An 18664-nucleotide genomic window follows, 5' to 3' on the forward strand; every position below is an offset into this window, starting at 1 on the left:
GTCTTTTTGCAAATTAATAGTCTTTACTAATCATGACCTTAGCAATCTCCATTGCTTTATCCAGTTGATTTGTCTTTAAGTAATGGTCGAACAATTCTTTCTCTGAACTTTGGATTAGATAGGTATTTCCCGACTCTCTAAACTTAGGTAAAGCGATATCAATAAGATACTGATAGTAATCGGATTCCTTTTTCTGGATGGATAAGGTAAGGAGATGAAGTAGAAGTACGTAAAAGTTTTCCTTCAACTTCTTGGCAAGGGTTAGTCCATCCTGCGTGATTTTGAGTAATTCAACGCTGGGGAGTAGATCTCCATGTAAGCAACTTCGAATATATCCCTCCAAAGAAAGCAGGTAAGCGCCTGTTTTCTTTTCTTTTAACTGCATAGACTGCTTATAGTACTTACTCGCAAGCTCGTAGTTTTCTCTTCGCATGTACTCATAAGCCAAATTATGTAGAACTCTTGCTTTTCGAATCGGCGCATTGCAAATGTCACAGCTTAGAAGCAGTTTCTCAAACCGTCGAATCGTTTCTTTAAAGTCGCGGCTTTTTTCATCTTTGACTTGAATCAGCATCAGCATTTCGGCGTCAATGATTCTCAAGAAACTATTGATTCCTTTGAAAAAATGAAGAGATTTCTCTGCGTAAAAGTAAGCCATTACGGGGGACTGTATAGCATGGTAGGCCGAAGCTAAATGGTAATAATACTCAGGATTATTATAATCCTCATGTACTATGGCTGTTAATGTATCAATCCCCTTTAAATATTCCTGTTTAGCCATATAATACATACCTAGTACATGCATGAATAAATTGGTTTCATAAGGAGGTAATTGGTGAAACTCTTTTTGAAAATGTTTAATAATTTTATAAGCTTTATCAGGTTGGTTATGCATCAGATAGTATCGAGCCTTTAGTAAATTGTAAAGGGGGTGATAGTCAGAGATCTGTATGAGCGGTTCCTTCTCAAGCTCTTCATGAAGGGTATCCATTTCCTCGAACAACTGCTCAATAATAACATCGTGCCAATGGTGGAGACGTGCTCTTATATTTTTAAGGCGAATGGCCTCTGCGATAATATCGATTTGAAGACGTTTGGAAAGAAACATAATAATTTCAGGAGAATACTCCGTGGATCCTCGTTCAATTTTACTAATATGAGTGTCGGAGCAAATACCTCGCCCAAGCTGCTCTTGTGTTAATTGGGATTTTTCTCGATAGAATTTAATAATTTTTCCTTCATACATACTAAATTCCTCCCAAATTTCGCTGAATGTAAATATGTCTGTCAATTTCTAATCGTTCCGCTACATAAACCACCAATACACTGGAATAAACAAAATCGACGTAATAATCCCCGCAGCCCCCATGGCGAAGCCGCTCATGCTGCCTTCTTCCTCAGAATCTTTGATGAGTCGTGCCGTGCCAATCCCGTGCGCAGCAGTCCCAACAGCGATGCCGATCGATAGAGCGTCCCGCATTCCGAGCCACGTCAGCAGCTTTCTGCCGACCATGCTGCCAAACAATCCTGTCAGCACCGTCAGGACGGCTGTCAGTTCCGGCAAGCCGCCAAGATGGCGTGAGATCTCTAAGGCGATCGGCGAGCTAACGGATTTCGGCAGCATGCTGAGCAGAATCTCGCGGCTCCCGCCGAGGAAGCCGACAAGAGCAGCGGCGCTGACGATGCCGGTCAGCGATCCAATCGTCACGGCGATCAAGATGCCGGTGAGATGCTTTTTAATTAAGCCGGCATGCTTGTATAGCGGCACACCGAGAGCCACCGTTGCTGGCCCAAGCAGCACGGTAATCATATCTGCGCCCACTTTATAGGCGGAGTAGGGGATATGAAAGCTGAGCAGGATGCAGATGATCAAGCCTGAACATACAAAAAGCGGATGCAGCCACCGCCAACGCTTGTGAATATGCTGCGCAGCCGTGTAGGCTACGACGCTAAGCGCGATGCCAAACATCGGATTCATTAACCAATCGGAGGTGTTCATTTCATCCCGCCTTCTGCAGACTTTTGCCCATGTGTACCCGCATGAATCCGATGCCCCTTCTCCTCATGACGCTGCATTTTGGAGGTGATAAATCCAGTTACAATGAGGACGGCCACAGAACTTCCCATGACGCCAACCCCGATAGAGAGCCAATTCGCCCCGATGAGCGGGAAGAAAGCCATGGTCCCAACGACAAAAGGCAGAAAAAATAACATCATATGGCCCGTGAACCAATTGGCCGTCGTTTCGACCCATTCCAGCTTAATAAGCTTGGCAAACAGGGCAATGGTAAATAGAATTAACCCAATCACATTACCTGGGAGCGGGATGTGAAAGCTCGTCTGGAGCCAGATGCCGATCCCATTAAAAGCAAGTAAAATCGCAAGTCCTAACATGTTGTCTCCTTCATAGGGGCGCACATGGCCCCTCATCTCTATTTCCTACTACCGAGCAGGAATCCGAATCCTTACAGTCGTACCTTCGCCAAGTTGACTATCGATCTCGATCCCATAGGGGTCACCGAAATAGAAAACGATGCGATCATGCACATTTTTGATACCAATATGTGTTTCATCTAGTGTGTCTGAAGGTTGGGCGAGACGGTTTCGCAGCTGTTGAAGCCTCATTTCATCTATGCCAACTCCATTATCCTTGATCTGGATCAGTAAGTCATCCCCCGATATCTCGGAAGATACTTCCAGCAACCCAGAACGACTACTCCGTTCTAATCCATGTACAAAGGCATTCTCAATCAACGGCTGCAACGAAAAATGAAGAACCTGCAACGCCTCGCTATTCAACGAGAGCTCTTCACGGTACTGAATTTTATCACCAAAACGCAGTTGTTGGATTTTCACATACAGTCGAATGTGGATCAGTTCTTCCTGCAGGGTAACCGTTTCCTTACCCGTTTGGATATGGATACGGAAGAGTCTGCCGAGGATGCCGACCATTTCTGCAACATCCCGTTGCCCGCCAATGATCGCCTTCATTTGAATCGTCTCCAACACATTGGCGAGAAAGTGAGGGTTAATCTGGCTTTTCAAAGCGCCATACTGCGCGACCTTTTGCTGGGCTTTCGCCATAGAAGAACGCTCGATGTAGTTTTGCAGGTCTTCTAACATTTTGCGGATACCTTGGTACAGCACGCCGAACTCATCCTGCCGATCAGAGCTAATATCAACATCGAAATTGCCTAAGCCAACCATTTTTACCTTGCGACTTAATAGAATGATAGGCTTCGTTACGCGCGCGGATAGCATGTACATGAATAATACCGCAGTTCCTAGGGATAAGCAGGCTAACGCCAGAATTATTTTGATCAAAATCTCGGCTTGCTTCGTCATTTCTTTCTCATCGATGGATTGAATAACCTTCCAGCCCGAATAGGGCGAGGTCACGAAGTTAATGAACGAATTAGCCCCGGCAAAATAAGCATAAAAGCTCCCATTTTCAGTAATCAAAACCTTCTGAAGCTTCTGATTCTCTAGTGTAATAGGTACATTTGAGTTTGCTGGCGTACTTTCCGAATTGTAAATACTTGTACCATGACTATCAATAATCGTAAAATTGCGCTTACTCGTCTCAGACAATTTCAATATTTCGCGTAACGAATCCAACCGGATATCAATGAGCATAACCCCTAGCGGCTGCTTGCTTCCGACCTTGTTAATGACCCTCGCGATGGAAATGACGGGAGCCTTGGCATTCACGCGATGGAAGGGAAGGTGGGTACCGAACAGCACGATACCGCCTTTGCTTTGCTGCGTCTGTAAGTACCAGTCTTCCTTCGTGAAGTCCTTTACATCGTAATCCGAGCGATTGAAATTAGCCGAGTAGAAGACACGAGAACCTGCGTAAATCTGGACACTGTCCACATTTTTTATCGTCATTTCGATGGAGCTGACAAAGTGTTCAATGGTGTTCCCGTATTGAATCCGTTGATCATTGCTGTTCTCGTCTCCGTCAGCGATCCAATGCTCCAACGCGTTCTGCAGCTGCCCATCCATTTGCGCGTTGAGCGTGCCTTTCTCAATACTCTGCAAATACTGGTCAATATTGAAGGACAGATTCGTAAGAATTAAGTTCGAGGAGCTCTGGTATTCATTTTTGACGGCTTGGATGGAAAAGAAATAAATAATGACCGAGATGATCAATAAGGGGACCGTGATAATCAGGATCATGAGCACGAAGATTTGATGATTGACATGCTTCATCCGATACTGCTGCGAGAGCCGCCGCCATGCGTTCACAGGCTTACCACCCCCATTTTTTCCGATAGTCGGTTGGCGTCATATTGGTAATGCTTCGGAAGGTTTTGACGAAATGCTTGTAGCTTTTATACCCGCACATCGTGCATACATCTGTTACCAAGTACTCGGGCTTCTTCAAGCATTCTTGCGCATAATGGATGCGAATTTCAGTCACAAACCGCATGTAGTTCTTATCTAGCTTTCTTTTGAAAATACGGCTTAAATACGATGGGTTATAGAAGAAGCGATCCGCCACCATTTGCAGCGTAATATCCTGGTCGATATGCTCTTTGATAAAGGCTTCAATATGCTCAAAAATAAGCACATCCTGGTGATTCGTTGAAGCGAACTCATCCCGATAGACTCCGCTGACTTGCACCATCCAGGCCGCCAGCCAGCTGAAGAGCGCGTCTAGCGTTGGGAAATCATCGACACACGTTAGCTTTAGCAGTTTTTCACTATAGACGCCTTCCACAGGAATGCCATTCCGATGGGCGAAGCGAATCGTAATCGATATGATTTCTTGGATGAAGGCGAATCCGCGATCCATGGAAGTATGGGGCAAATGGTGGATCAAGTCCTGAGCGAGGCGGTTCATCAGCTGCTCAATGTCAGCTTGATCCCCGCCTTCAAGACCAGAAATTAACCGATTTTTATCAGCCTCCTCCAGAAGCAAGCGAGAATCCTTGGCACGTGCAGGTACCTCGCCTGTTTCAATTGGAACGAAAACCTGTTGATGAGCTCGATAGTAGCGTTGATATAGGGCCTGATCCGCTTGACGGAGAAGTTGAGATAATTGGGAGCTATCCGTTGTTGGCTTTCCTATGGCTATAAATAAACGGGAGTCGTAGATTGGCAGTGAGAAGCTGTCTGCCTCAAAGGGTTCTTTTTGATCAGCAAACACAGCCACAGCATAACATTTGACCCTATCCATATATAAGAAAAGTTGATGGGGAATACTGGCGTCATACATCGCCTCTAAAACCATCTGAATGATGCTTTCGGCTTGCTGTTTGAATGCTTTGTGTTCATAAGTCGGAGGCAAACAGGTGACAACAAAAGGTTGATACATGATCCTCATGGTTCCGAAGTCGCTGAGATGAGGTACAATGCCATCCTCCCAAGCTGCATGCTCATCTTCCAGTAGTAATTTGACCAACTGGTTGCTTCTGAAGCTTTGGTTTTCATGAGCTTGTTGTTCCAATGCGTTGCGTAGGATCAGGTCATTTCGCCGTTGCTTAAGCGTTGTCATGCAGCTTTGAATCGTCGAAAGGCTTTCTTCATATTCCAATGGCTTCAGTAGAAAGGCGTGCACACCGCCGAGACGAATGGCTCTCTGGGCGTATTCAAAGTCATTAAAACCAGTCAATATAATAAAGAGGGTATCCGGGAGTGTCGCTCGAATGTGTTCAATCATCTGAAGTCCGTCCATCTCAGGCATGCGAATATCGGTGATGATCAGATCAGGTTGCTCATGCAGTGCGGTGAGCCAGCCTTCGTTCCCATTTGCTGCTTCAACGATCGTAGTGACACCAAGCTCTGACCAGTTAAAATAGTGCTGTAAGCCAGCTCTGATCAGAGGTTCATCCTCGACAACGAGTAGTTTGTACATGCAGTTCCCCCATATTGTTAGGACTTGAAAATGAATCTCTTGAGACAGTGAATTTTTATGAAACGTTCGATTACATAGGCAGTTGTCTCCCCTTATAAAGGTGCGGTCACATACGATTCCAAATGAGGGTCTGCCATAACGCTATTTGCTTCACATGCATGTTCTACGAAAAAATAGCGTTACGAAATAACGCTATTTCGATCAAAATGAGTGAAATCCGGTCTTTTAGGTCGAAATAACGCTATGATATAACGCTATTCTTCAGAATTCTCTACCTGACGAGCAAATAAGATGTTTTCATAACGTTATTTTTGCGATCGAGCCTCATCTTCATGTCATATAAGCGATATTTTATTAAGTATACCACTAAAATTATCGGAAAAGAGGCTGTCTGTTGCTAGAAAACGAACAAGTCAGAATACGACTATGAATGTAAAGATACGGGGATTCTCCTCGATTTCAATATCACGTATGCTAAGGGCACGGAATGAAACGAAGCCTTTTATTCCACGAAAAATAACGGGGGTGCTCACATGAGGGCTATGAAAAAAGGACTTATGACACTGATAGGCGTTGCTCTTGTCGGGTCGCAGTTAGTTGCTTGTACGAATTCATCTACGAATACACCAGCGAACACAGCCACGAGTACTGCTGCAAACAAAGCGGCATCACCAAGTCCTCTGGCTGCGAAGCCAGTCGAGATTACGTGGTGGAACTTCCCGAACTTTCAACCGCTTGATGGGGAAGTTGGGAAATACGAGAAGCAGATTATCGCAGCTTTTAACAAGAAGCATCCAGAGATTAAAGTCAACCTAGAAATGATTACTTTTGAGGGCGGGCCGCAAAAGTTGAACGTCGCCATCGCCTCGAACTCGGCGCCAGATGTGATCTACGATGCGCCAGGGCGTATTATCGATTGGGGAAAGAAGAAGCTCCTCGCTCCGCTGAATGACATCGTCACCGAAGAAGTGAAGAAAGATATTACGCCAGCCCTGTGGAAGCAATCCATGGTCGGCGATCAGATTTACATGTACCCGATTAATACGGCGCCATTTATGATGGCCGTCAATAAGACCGTTTTTGAGAAAATCGGTGCCCTCGATTTGCTGCCGCTGAGCCGACCTGACCGGACTTGGACAGTGGCTGAGTACGAGAAAGCCTTGCAAGCGGTGAAAGAGAAAGCGCCTGACATTATTCCAACCGGTTTCTTCGCGAAAAGTACAGCAGGAGACCAAGGCACACGTGCTTATATTGCAAACTTAGGTGTGTCGAGGTTCTTGAGTGAGGATAATTCCAAAGTGGCGATTAATACGGACAACGCTGCCAAAGCATTGGATTGGGTAGCTAAGGCGACGAAGGATAAGATCAGTGTATCTGGCTCTGCTTCCCTAGCAGCTGCCGATGTTAACGATTTGTTCCTGCAAGGCAAATTAGCCTTTACATTGAATTACTCAGCCGTACTTAAAGCTCAGAACGTTCCGCTCAAAAAGGTGCAATTCGAAGATATTCTTCTGCCATTCCCAACCTTAGATGGATCTAAGCCTAAGCTTGAGCCTTATTTGGGCGGTATGGCCGTATTTAACAATGGCAATGCGGACAAGATTACCGCTGCCAAAAAACTCGTGGATTTCATTGCAAATGATCCCGAATACGGGAAGAAAAACTTGATCCAAACAGGCGGATTATCTGCGCGTACGTCCATTACAGGTCTTTATAGTGATCCCGAATACAAATACGCCGAAACGGCTCGTCAATTTATTACAGATGCCCCTACAATTGCTGATGGTTATGCGGAAATCCGTACATTCTGGTTCCCTGAATTACAACGTGTATTAACGGGGGCAGCAACAGGTAAAGAAGCGTTGGACAGCTTCGCGACTAAAGCGAACGAGGCCATTGCGAAAGCCAAGAAAGATCAAGCAGCTTCCAAATAGGCAAGAGGAATGTCCTCTGGGAGTAGAGTGCGTGAGTGCTCTACTCTTTTTAACTCAAAAAAGAAAAGGAGGGAAGAAAATGGAGGTAACGGTTCGTAAAACTAAGGGTTACATACGTCGAGATTGGCTTATGAGCTATGTCTTTTTACTGCCTGCACTTGGATTCTTTCTGCTATTTGTTGCCTATCCCATGGTGAAAGGGATTTATATCAGCTTTTTCGACTACTCCTTGCGAACGTTTGATTTTATTGGATTCGATAATTATGTGGATTTGATTCACAATGAAACGTTTCTGAAATCGATGCGAAATACACTGCTGCTAGTCGTTATAACGGTTCCTATTGTTATTATTTTTTCCTTATTCGTGGCGGTTTCTATCTATAAGAAAAAGGAATTTGCCCGGTCATTCTTCCGAGGTGTCTTCTATCTGCCAGCCGTGTCTTCTGTCGTGAGTATTACGGTTGTATGGGGATGGATCTACCATCCGAATTACGGCATTCTCAACTATTTAGGAGGATTAATTGGTCTAGAGCCGATATCGTGGCTAGGTGACCAGCGTACTGCTCTGCTAGCGATTATCGCCGTTTTGATCACAACATCTGTAGGTCAGCCGATTATTCTTTATGTGGCATCTCTAGGCAATATCCCAACTTCCTATATCGAAGCAGCTGAAATCGACCGAGCGACACCATGGCAAATCTTTCTTAAAATCATTTGGCCCATGCTCATGCCGACCAATCTCTATATTATCGTGATCACGACGATTAATACGTTTCAGTGTTTTGCGTTGATTCAATTGCTGACTTCGGGTGGTCCTGTCTATAGCACATCTACGGTGATGTATGGCGTTTACGAGCAAGCCTTCGTGCTTGGTCATTTCGGCAGTGCTTCGGCTATGGGGGTATTCCTGGCGATTATCATCGGGATCATCTCATTAATTCAATTTAAATTCTTTGGCAGCGATGTTGAGTACTAGGAGGGGACATCATGAAAGTAAACGCTGGGCAAAGGGTATTTAACGGATTTTCCACACTATTGTTGATCCTTTCTACGTTGTTTTTTATATTTCCGTTTTATTGGATTGTGACGGGGGCCTTTAAATTTCAAACTGTGGCGACACAAATTCCGCCGGAATGGTTTCCACTCAAACCAACTTTACAGAACTGGGTGGATTTGTTTAAAAATCCGGTATGGCGTTGGACGTTAAACAGCTTCGTCATCGCTTTGGTTGAAATGTTCGCTGTCTGTCTCGTCTCTGCTTCTGCGGGCTATGTTCTGGCGAAGAAGCTCTTCCCAGGGCGTAAAATCATCTTTACGATGTTCATCGCTGCGATGGCGCTGCCTAAACAAGTGATATTAGTTCCGCTTTTTACCATGTTAGCTGACTTCGGGTGGGTCAATACGTATCATGGACTTATTTTACCGGCGATTGGATGGCCATTCGGGGTCTTCCTGATGAAACAATTCGCACAGACGGTACCTGGGGAGCTAATTGAAGCGGCTAAGATTGATGGCTGCTCCGAAATCCGACTATTCTCTACGATTATCTTGCCATTGCTTAAACCAGCGCTAGGAGCGCTAGCGATCTTTACTTTCATTGCATCCTGGAACGATTATTTCAGCCAGCTCATTATGACGAGGTCTACTTCCATGATGACACTGCCGCTAGGTGTAGCAACCATGCAAGGTGAATTTACGACCAACTACGGAATCATGATGGCAGGAGCGGCACTCGCGTCTGTTCCGATGATTACGATCTTTCTGGTGTTCCAAAAAGCCTTTACACAAGGGATTACCATGGGTGCTGTGAAGGGATAAGGTTGAGATTGCATGAAAAACGAACAAATTATTATTTCATAACTCGGAGGAAATCACATATGAATCCTTATAATTTAGAACAATTTCGCGGTATTATTATCGCTTTATATGCTAGCTATGATGAGCAAGGCGAAATGAATACAGAAGCTGTGCGACGTTTGGCTCGTTATTACGCTTCCACTGGTGTGAAAGGACTTTATGTTGGCGGCAGCTCAGGAGAGGGCATGCTGCAAACCGTTGAAGAACGCAAGCTGATCCTTTCGGCCGTCATGGAGGAAGTTGGCGATGAACTAACGATCATTGCCCATGTAGGGGCAGCTGCTACGCGAGATAGTGTGGAGCTTGCCAAGCATGCAGCAAAAGTGGGGGCTCACGCTGTATCAGCGGTTCCTGCGATATATTATCGGTTGTCACCGGATAGTGTGGAGAGCCATTGGCAGGCGATTATCGAGGCTACATCGCTCCCTTTCATCATTTATCATATCCCGCAGACGACAGGTTTTCATTTATCGAAGAGTCTGTTAACGAAAATGGCCGTACAAGACAAAGTCATCGGTGTAAAAATCTCCGCCGAAAGCACCTTTGAACTGCAGCAATTCAAGGCGGCAGGAGGCCGTGATTTTCTGGTATTCAACGGGCCGGATGAGCAATATTTAGCGGGACGAAGCATTGGAGCAGACGGTGGTATCGGTGGTACCTATGGCGTCATGCCAGAGCTTTTCCTCAAAATTGAACAATGTTATGTGGCTGGAGATATGCGTCAAGCACAGGAATGGCAGTTCAAAGTAAATGAGCTTATCGCTGAATTGCTTTCATTCCCATCCCTCTATGGCGCTTGCAAAGCGATTCTAAAGCTGCGTGGCTTCGATATTGGGGAGCCGAGAATGCCGTTATTGCCTTGCACTTCAGAGGATCAAGGACGAATTGAGCAGCTTAATGCGCGGATCGTGACGCTGACTGAGCTGGCAAAGGCATAAGAGTGGGGGAGATTCGGATGGAACGTAGAGAGTTATTTCCAATGAGCGGCTTGATCGTTTCCTGTCAGGCTCTGGAGGACGAACCTCTTCATGGCGGCGATACGATGGCGAAAATGGCGAGAGCCGCTGTCCAGTCGGGTGCAATTGGCATACGGACGAACGGGATTTTGGATATTTTGATGATAAAAAAAGAAGTAGACGTGCCTGTGATTGGGCTTATTAAAAGAAACATTCCTAGCTCCAGTGTGTTTATTACACCGACTTTGGACGAAGTGAAAGCCATCGTGATGGCTGGCGCAGATATGGTTGCGCTTGATGTCACGAATCGTGAAGGGCGATTGGAAGCGGTGAAGCCGCTGATCGATTGGGCTCATACGATGGGTGCAGCGGTGATGGCGGATATATCCACGTTGGAAGAGGGAATAGCAGCAGAAGCGCTTGGTGTCGATTTCATCGGGACGACCCTCGCCGGTTACACACCGTACAGTACGCAGCAGGAAGGGCCTGACTTCGAATTGCTTGAACAGCTTTGTGCTAGAGTTAGCGTGCCCGTTGTTGCAGAAGGTCGGATCTGGACGCCAGAGGAAGCCGTAAAAGCGATGGCCTGTGGTGCCTCTTATGTGGTCGTGGGCAGTGCCATTACAAGGCCTCAGCTCATTACAGAGCGATATGTGAAGGCATTATTAAATCAGCGTGCATAGGGGGAAGTCTGGTGGGAGCGTATACGTATGACCCCCTAGCAGAATACGTAATTGGCGTTGATGTTGGAGGTACCAAGATCAATGCTGGCGTCGTAAATGCACAAGGTGATGTGTTGGGAATGGTTAGCTTGGCGACATTGGCGGGCGAAGTGAGCACGGTGGATCGTATTGAGAAAGCAATTCGTGAGGTGATCGCGGAAGGCGAAAGATCAATGCCGGGCTTGCGTTTGAAAGGCATTGGCGTCGGAAGTGCAGGGCAAATCGATTGGGAGAAGGGCGCGATTCGCTCAGCGTCTGAGCTGATTCCCGGTTATGCGGGAACGGCGCTGAAGGACATTCTGCAGGAGCACTTTCAGCTGCCTGTCATCATCGATAACGATGTGAATGTGCTCGCTTTGACGGAGAAACATTTGGGAGCTGGACGAGGTGTGGCACATTTCTTATGCCTTGCACTTGGGACGGGGGTTGGGGGCGCGCTTATCGTCGATGGCCGTCTCGTCCACGGCATATGGGGAGGTGGCGGCGAACTTGGCCACCTATCGGTTGATTTCAACGGGATTCCGTGCGTATGCGGCGGGATCGGATGCTTGGAGCAATATGCGTCAGGGACAAATATTGCAAAGCGTATGCACGATAAGCTTGCCCGCATGGGTGAAGCGGGTGAGACAGTGGATACGCGCGAGGTTTTTGCTCGTTGGCAGGCTGGGGACCCACTGGCGAACGAGCTGATGCAAGAAACCTTGGCGGCGTTAAGCTCAGCCATCGCTTCCTTGATTCACACGTTTAATCCGGCATTGATCGTGATTGGCGGTGGCGTATCAGAGGCTGGAGATCGCTTGTTTGCGGCATTGAGGGAAGAAGTAGCCCGAAGAGTGATGCCATCTATGGGGGATGGTGTTCGAATTGAACCGGCCTACCGGGGTAATTGGAGCGGCATGATTGGTGCAGCACTGCAATTGTGGGAATGAAAGTCATGAAAGAACGAGCATAGTTGAGAAGGCAGCCTCTGTTTTATCGTATAACGCGATAGAGCGGAGGTTTTCTGTAATTTTAGGGCAAATATCGTGAGGAATGGTCAAAAAAGAGCCCCTGAAAGTCAAGTTCAAGGGATTATCAAGGACGAAAAGTGGCTCTATGATAGAGCTAGTCGGGCAGGTGGATGCCTGTTCACGAATAGTGGGAGGGGAGGTAGCTAGCAAGCTGAGCTTGGGAAGAGGGCAAGGAAAAGAAACGCCAATAGACGAGTGAGAGGAAGGTAATTATTTATGACTATATTAACGAAGGTTGTTCGACTGCTGCTCTGTGTGACCGTACTTATAACGGCTCTCACCTTTCAAAGTAACTCCGCAGAGGCATCCGTTCCAGCAGCTGTGCTGAACTATGCGATCAACAGCACATTCAATGGTACGTCTGACTTCGTGGACAAAACGGCAGATCGTACCGTGGTTTCATCCCTGACGCAGGGCTCCATCTCGGTAAAATTTAAATCGACGAGCACAGCGGTTGCCAAGACGTTCCTCAGCGTGTCGGATACGAATGATCCTTCAAGTAATTTATCTTTCACTATGAATAATGGGACGGTTTATTTCGAAAATCGAGAAAATGGCAGCTATGCCACACAACTCAGCGCTTCTGGGACCTACAACGATGGGAATTGGCATACGGCGGTGCTTACGGTAGGAGCTTCAGGAACGAAAATCTATGTGGATGGGTATCAAAAAGCGAGTTCGGCATCAACCAGCTTCTTTTCCAATGTGACGAATATCAATGGCATGTGGGTGGGGCGAAATGTAGATAGTGGTGGTGGTCAGTGGTACTTTTCGGGCACTCTTGATTATGTGAACGTTTACAATGTGGCATTGACAGCGGCTCAGGTAAAGGAGTTGGCGTTTCTTACGGAACAAACGCTGTTTACGACTTCCGATGGCTTAGGCTATGGCCAGTATCGCATTCCTAGCATTGTCGTAAGTGCAAGCGGCACGGTGCTCGTGGCAGCAGAAGCGCGAACTGGCGGCGATCAGACGCCAACCGATATCGTGTTTAAACGCAGCACGGACGGTGGAACGACGTTCTCAAGTCAAGTCATTTTGGCGCCTGGTAAATCGCAAGGCTACGCCGAGATGAACCCAATGCTCATCGCCGAGAATACAGGCACGCGAGTGCACCTGCTGTGGAGCAGATGGATTTGGGGGAACTGCCAGTACTTCATCCGTACGAGTACCGACGACGGTGTAACATGGGGGGCGGCGCAAGATATAACATCCGTTCTGACACCTTACAAAACTGTAGGCAACGCGAATTATTTTGCTAACTTATCAGGCGCTGGCATGGGGCCGGGACATGGGATTCAAATGAGTAATGGCGTGCTGCTCGTTCCGATTTATATCACGACGTCCAATTGGACGAATTCAACCGTAGCCTCGATATATAGCACGGATAACGGTGTGACGTGGAATGCAGGTTCGAAAGTACCGAATCCATCAGGATTTTCGCTCATCCACGAGAATATGATGGTTCAACTATCTAATGGCAAGCTGATGACGAATATGCGCAATCCGGGCAGTGATTATCGCGCAGTATCAACATCCACGGGGGTTAATGGAGCTTGGAGCTCACCGGTATCGGATACCGCTTTGATCGACCCTATCGTAGCAGGAAGTATTCAGCGGTATGATGCTTCTACGATTCTGTTTACAAACCCTGCGAACACGAGTACACGCACAAATATGACGATTCGGATGAGCAATGATGATGCAGCAACTTGGTATAAGTCCAAAGAAATCTATGCAGGAACGAATGGCTACTCGGATATTGGTGTTGCGCCGGATAAAACCATTTTCGTCCTGTACGAGAAGCCTGCGGGCAGCAAAGTCGCATTAGCGCGCATGAGTAAGGCGTGGATTGAAACGCCTTAAGTAGTAAGAGGGAGGGGGTGTCCCAAAAGCCATCTATATGGCAGGGGATACTCTTGTAATGTGAAGGGCAGCTGTGATGCAAAGCAAAAGTGCAAAAGTGCAAAAGTGCAACCTTTGTTATCGAGATGAGTTCGCGTTTTGAAATGCGTGCGAAAGTGCAACAATTTCAGCCTGTATTCCGCATGTGGGTACCTTTTCGGCCCAAAAGGATGCTCTTCTGCACTAATTTAGCTATGTTCAGCCGTTTTCGCTGAAACAGGATGCTCTTTCGCATCTTTGCCCTGGGGGACAGCCTCATGCTAGATTGCAACCTAGGAACGGAGAGTACAATGTAAAGAACGGTTTCTTTTTATTTTACGAAATTGAAAAAGAGGATGCCCCTCGCCATTTTCATGGCTTTTGGGACACCCTCTTTTTTTTGCGGGAAACGGAGGTATCATTTCCCTCGCCAGTTGCCGTGCCGGTAATCGGACGGCGTGGTTCCTGTTGTGCTTTTGAACACACGCGCAAAATGAAACGAGTTCTTGAAGCCGCAGCGCATAGCGATTTCGCCAATGGATAAGCCAGTCTGCGCTAGTAATTCGTTAGCCCGAAGGATGCGATAATTCCACACGAATTTGATCGGCGTTATACCTTCGTGCTTACGGAATAAACGAACCAGATGCTCAGGCGACAAACCTACTTCATCGGCAATACCCTCCAACGAAAGATGGTCATGGAATTGCTGTTCTATGTATTTCTTTGCGTGTAGTACCGAAGGATGCGTATGCTGCAAATGACTGCTTGTCGACTCTGCAATAAATAGTTGAATGGCAGCTAGTCCCAAACTGCAAAGTGTTGCGGAGGTACTCTCGTAACGCAATCGTAAAGAGAGTAGGATGTCAGTTAACCGATTCATTTCTTCAGATATCGCTTGTATAGGCGGCAGCTGCTCCAAAAGGGCCATTTCTTCCTTTGAAAGTTGGTCAACATGAACAGCGATCCACCGATGCCATGTCTCCACTTCTTTCGCGAACTCGAAATGTTCTTGATGCCCTGGCTTCAGAAGAATCACCTGCCCAGGCTGAACCAGGTTTGGAACATCATTAATGTTTACAGTCATGGAACCCGTATGCAGCAAAACAAGTTGAAGATCAGGCTGAATCCGTGGGCCGAATCGACTCCCTGGTGGATACAAGACCGTTCCCCCAACAGCAGAATGAATCCGAGGTAAATGAAATAAGGGGGACGTATGCATGGGTAAACTCTCCTCATGTACATTTCGATGAATATCAATTACAGATATATTATTGTCAATCACAGCCATGTTCGAAATGGGAGCACGACTGTATGCTAAGTATAGAGCTAGAGCTTACATTTTGAAAGGGGAAATGGCTATGAAGAGTCAAATCAAGGACCGACTAACACCAATAGGCGAAGAAGAATTGGCGTTTTTCCATGAGCATGGGTACTATTTGTTAAAAAAGGGATGCAGCGCGGATCTCATTGATGCCTTTAATGGACATATTCACAGTATCCGAGCTTCGAATGAGATGCCAGAGTGGGCTCTCCCCAAAAAGGCTGGCTCACAAATAAATGATAAAGATCGCTTTTCCGTCAGACTTTTCAATCCGCATAAGCATGACGGTTTTGCACAACAGATGATGAAGCTCCCACTTGTGCGGGGCGCTCTTGCGCAAATGATGGGCGATGAAGCAGTATGCGTGCAAAGTATGTATTTCTACAAGGAGCCAGGTTCACCAGGACAAGCGCCGCATCAGGATTATTACTACATCAAGGATGATCCGAAATCGATGATTGCAGCGTGGATTGCTTTGGAGGAACTGGTAGACGAAGAGAACGGTTGTTTATGGGTAATTCCTGGCACACACAAGTTAGGCTTGCTGCCACATGGGAAAGTGACGAATCTCGAGGAACATGAGAGCTGGACCGATGAAACCGAGGGTGTCGATCTAGCACATGAGATTCCAGTCATTATGGAAAAAGGGGACATTTTATTTTTTCATGAGCTGCTCATTCACTCTTCCTACAAAAATCGCAGCAAGGACCGCTGGCGCCGCTCCTATGTGTGCCACTATATCCGCAACGATTCCAGCGTCTTACACCGTGAAGATTTGCGTGTGAAATATCCGCTATATTAAGCAAAAAGCTGGCCATTCATCCGACGGATGAGTGGCCAGCTTTTTTAAAAAACTAGTAACATCTGCATGGAAAACCTTGGTGTTATTGTGTCCAGAGGAGTACGGCAGGGCCATTTGGGGTGTTCCAGCCGTAACACTCATTGACTTGAGGAGCGCTACCTTTATATGGTCACAGGGGTTAAGGCGTTATTCGAGTGTGGCGGGATAAATTGTTCATTTCGACTGCAGTCGATATACATGGGATATACACCTTCCTGAGTAGGAGGGGGAACCATACTGGCAACGATGGTAACCGCTTCAGTGATGGGTTCCTCCAGGATTAATGCAGTCTGTCTGAGGCGTTTGCTCTTCTCGAAAACATCGATAACGAGATAGTACATGATACATAGCACGATAAAACCCAATCCACAGATTTGTAAGTTTTGCATCCTAGTACGCCTCCTATGAATCATTTTTCATAGATTAACGTATTTCGGATGCGATGTCGCTCGAAAATCGGTGTCGTTTTCTGACATTTTGTCAAACAGCTCCAAATGTTGTTCGTTCATCTTGACAATATTAGTGAGAACCATTATCATTCGTTGTAGTGAAACTAAATGAAAATGATTATCAATAGATGACGAATGTGAACAGCAGCATGAGGGGGCGAGCGAGATGAATAATAGCGAAAGCGGTATTGGCGTCGGGAGCTTGGAGATCATTGCAGATTATCAGTTAGAGCGATGGCTGTACACCCTTTCTCATGAAGATAATAGATCAACCTCCGAGGAGCTGAATTGGCAGCAGCTTACCCAATTCGCAGCCTATCATGCGATCAACGCATGGTATACGTTACCTGTGCTTGCTCGGACGCATAGTGTTTTAAAGAAAGAGTTCGAAAAGAAATGGACGAATAAAGTTCAAAAATTTGGGACGAACTCATTTTATACCGAGGTTAAGCAAATAGTCGTTGATCAGTTGTTTCACATTCTGACGAACGATAGTCGAAGCGAATGGCCGCTTCTTTTATTTGAAAGCATGCATGTGTGGGTCGAGGAACTGGATATGGGATTATCCATGATCATTCAAGCGATGGAGGCATCGCAACAATCTGTTGTGATCTACAAATTTGTCATGGAAGACAGCGTTGCATCCCTAGAACTGTTTACACATATGTCCGTTGTATTTTGTAATAAAGCATTCGGTACGGTACCAGTTCAGCTGCAAGTCGTGAATCTGATGAGCGGTAAGCAGCATTGTATAGAAACGAACGATTTCACAATGGATCAATCTCTGGATTATCTCAGACTTGTGAAAGGTATATATTTGGAAAGTCGCGGATGTACTTGCTGCAGAGAAGAGGGTCTTCATGGAAAAAAATTCGACATGGCCATCCACCAATGAGTTGTTGTCTCTACGGTTTACTACCTTGATGGCTTCCCCAGATGGGGTGTTGTATGCAGGGACTGAAGGGTATGGTGTGGTCCAGTTCTCGCCATTACGCTCTTGGGAAAGCGCGTCAGAGGGATTGCCTGCACATGTTCATGTATTCCGATTAGATTGGGTTGAAACGCAATTATTCGCTTCCACGAGCCACGGATTGTATCGCTTAGAGGAAGAGGTGTGGCAGCAAACAAGTGTCACGGATCCCTGTTATCGGGCAATTGGCTGGGGAGATCGATTCGTGTTAACGGAGAATGGCTTGCTCTGTGGGAATGAAGAGGAATGGCTGCCACTTGCCTATCGGGGAAAGAAAACCTACGATTTGCTAGTTACGCCTCATTTTATCTTCTTAGGGTTTGAGGATGGCGTCGCCTTCTACGATTTATTTACAGGGGATTGGTGTAACATTCCGCTCACACAGGCTGTGACCAGCTTAGCTGTATTCAACACCTTGCTAGTTGGCACAACGGAGCGTGGAGGTTTAGTCGTTGGCAATAAGAAAGGCGGATTGACTCAGCATCGGTTTGAGGGCATGTTTTTGAATCGGTTGGTCGCTCATCGCGGAGCGGTTTATGTCTGTGCGAATACAGGGCTGTATAGGCTGATCGAAATCAAAGGCAACATTATGCTGCATGCCTTGAATGCGCAAGCCGAGGTGACTGATCTGCTGATTTGGCGAGATATGATGGTCATATCGACGCGTGATTCAGGGGTTAAATATAAGCATGCCGATAAGACAGGTTTTCAAACGGTTTTATAGGATTAAGAAGCTCCCAGCTTGCCATGCGTGGGGAGCTTTTTTTACTGTTTTCCTTGCGCACAAAACTTGTGCGCAAGAGCAGCATCCCCGGAGGCGGTAGCATGCTAGCGCACAAAACTTGTGCGCAGGAGCG

The 18664-nt window shown here is 46.5% G+C and carries 17 protein-coding genes; 10 read left to right on the forward strand and 7 right to left on the reverse strand.

All coding sequences use genetic code 11. From position 1 onward, the window contains the following. Nucleotides 1-13: 13 nt before the first annotated feature. Genes AC58QO_RS02150 through AC58QO_RS02170 form a run of 5 tightly spaced genes read right to left on the reverse strand, consistent with a single transcriptional unit; the run spans nucleotide 14 to nucleotide 5863 of the window. Nucleotides 14-1246, reverse strand: coding sequence for a helix-turn-helix domain-containing protein (locus AC58QO_RS02150; protein ID WP_497263634.1), 1233 nt, complete (start codon nucleotides 1244-1246; stop codon nucleotides 14-16). Nucleotides 1247-1306: 60 nt separating this feature from the next. Continuing rightward, entirely contained in the window at nucleotides 1307-1999 is a 693-nt protein-coding gene (locus AC58QO_RS02155; RefSeq protein WP_497263636.1) for an LrgB family protein, read from the reverse strand. Further along, on the reverse strand, nucleotides 1996-2418 hold the full coding sequence (locus tag AC58QO_RS02160; RefSeq protein ID WP_497263638.1) for a CidA/LrgA family protein: 423 nt from the start codon (nucleotides 2416-2418) through the stop codon (nucleotides 1996-1998). The genes AC58QO_RS02155 and AC58QO_RS02160 overlap by 4 nt, the downstream gene beginning before the upstream one ends. Nucleotides 2419-2442: 24 nt before the next feature. Beyond that, nucleotides 2443-4251: a cache domain-containing sensor histidine kinase gene (locus AC58QO_RS02165; RefSeq protein ID WP_497263640.1), complete on the reverse strand. Its 1809-nt coding sequence runs from the start codon at nucleotides 4249-4251 to the stop codon at nucleotides 2443-2445. A gap of 4 nt (nucleotides 4252-4255) precedes the next feature. Beyond that, a complete protein-coding gene (locus AC58QO_RS02170; protein ID WP_497263641.1) occupies nucleotides 4256-5863 on the reverse strand; it encodes a response regulator in 1608 nt (535 codons plus the stop codon). A 533-nt stretch (nucleotides 5864-6396) separates the two neighbouring features. Between AC58QO_RS02170 and AC58QO_RS02175 the strand changes: the two genes are divergently transcribed. The 7 genes from AC58QO_RS02175 (at nucleotide 6397) to AC58QO_RS02205 (ending at nucleotide 14208) form a co-directional block, all read left to right on the forward strand. Next, complete coding sequence (locus tag AC58QO_RS02175) at nucleotides 6397-7797, forward strand: ABC transporter substrate-binding protein (RefSeq protein WP_497263643.1); 1401 nt, start codon at nucleotides 6397-6399, stop codon at nucleotides 7795-7797. Nucleotides 7798-7876: 79 nt separating this feature from the next. Then, nucleotides 7877-8773, forward strand: a complete 897-nt coding sequence (locus AC58QO_RS02180) for a carbohydrate ABC transporter permease (protein ID WP_497263645.1) — start codon at nucleotides 7877-7879, stop codon at nucleotides 8771-8773. An 11-nt stretch (nucleotides 8774-8784) separates the two neighbouring features. Next, entirely contained in the window at nucleotides 8785-9615 is an 831-nt protein-coding gene (locus AC58QO_RS02185; protein WP_497263647.1) for a carbohydrate ABC transporter permease, read from the forward strand. A gap of 59 nt (nucleotides 9616-9674) precedes the next feature. Continuing rightward, the gene (locus AC58QO_RS02190; protein WP_497263649.1) at nucleotides 9675-10592 is read left to right on the forward strand and encodes a dihydrodipicolinate synthase family protein; all 918 of its coding nucleotides are present in this window, start codon (nucleotides 9675-9677) and stop codon (nucleotides 10590-10592) included. A 17-nt stretch (nucleotides 10593-10609) separates the two neighbouring features. Then, entirely contained in the window at nucleotides 10610-11293 is a 684-nt protein-coding gene (locus AC58QO_RS02195; protein WP_497263651.1) for an N-acetylmannosamine-6-phosphate 2-epimerase, read from the forward strand. 11 nt (nucleotides 11294-11304) lie between these two features. Beyond that, nucleotides 11305-12261 (forward strand): ROK family protein, encoded by a 957-nt coding sequence (locus tag AC58QO_RS02200; RefSeq protein WP_497263653.1) that lies wholly within the window; start codon nucleotides 11305-11307, stop codon nucleotides 12259-12261. A 297-nt stretch (nucleotides 12262-12558) separates the two neighbouring features. Beyond that, entirely contained in the window at nucleotides 12559-14208 is a 1650-nt protein-coding gene (locus AC58QO_RS02205; protein ID WP_497263655.1) for an exo-alpha-sialidase, read from the forward strand. A gap of 436 nt (nucleotides 14209-14644) precedes the next feature. Here the strand turns inward: AC58QO_RS02205 and AC58QO_RS02210 are convergent, their stop codons facing one another. Beyond that, nucleotides 14645-15445 carry a helix-turn-helix domain-containing protein gene (locus AC58QO_RS02210; RefSeq protein ID WP_497263657.1) on the reverse strand — a complete coding sequence of 267 codons (801 nt, stop codon included), beginning with the start codon at nucleotides 15443-15445 and terminating at the stop codon, nucleotides 14645-14647. 133 nt (nucleotides 15446-15578) lie between these two features. Here AC58QO_RS02210 and AC58QO_RS02215 point away from each other — a divergent pair, with 133 nt between their 5' ends. Beyond that, complete coding sequence (locus AC58QO_RS02215; RefSeq protein WP_497263659.1) at nucleotides 15579-16349, forward strand: phytanoyl-CoA dioxygenase family protein; 771 nt, start codon at nucleotides 15579-15581, stop codon at nucleotides 16347-16349. Between the two features lie 161 nt (nucleotides 16350-16510). On the opposite strand, the gene AC58QO_RS02220 is transcribed toward AC58QO_RS02215, so the two are convergent. After that, on the reverse strand, nucleotides 16511-16777 hold the full coding sequence (locus AC58QO_RS02220; protein WP_497263661.1) for a hypothetical protein: 267 nt from the start codon (nucleotides 16775-16777) through the stop codon (nucleotides 16511-16513). Nucleotides 16778-17003: 226 nt separating this feature from the next. On the opposite strand from AC58QO_RS02220, the gene AC58QO_RS02225 reads away from it, so the two are divergent. After that, entirely contained in the window at nucleotides 17004-17732 is a 729-nt protein-coding gene (locus AC58QO_RS02225; RefSeq protein WP_497263663.1) for a hypothetical protein, read from the forward strand. After that, complete coding sequence (locus AC58QO_RS02230) at nucleotides 17698-18531, forward strand: hypothetical protein (protein WP_497263665.1); 834 nt, start codon at nucleotides 17698-17700, stop codon at nucleotides 18529-18531. Before AC58QO_RS02225 ends, AC58QO_RS02230 begins: the two co-directional genes overlap by 35 nt. The last annotated feature ends 133 nt before the right edge of the window (nucleotides 18532-18664 follow it).

The organism is Paenibacillus sp. J31R30, assembly GCF_059692115.1.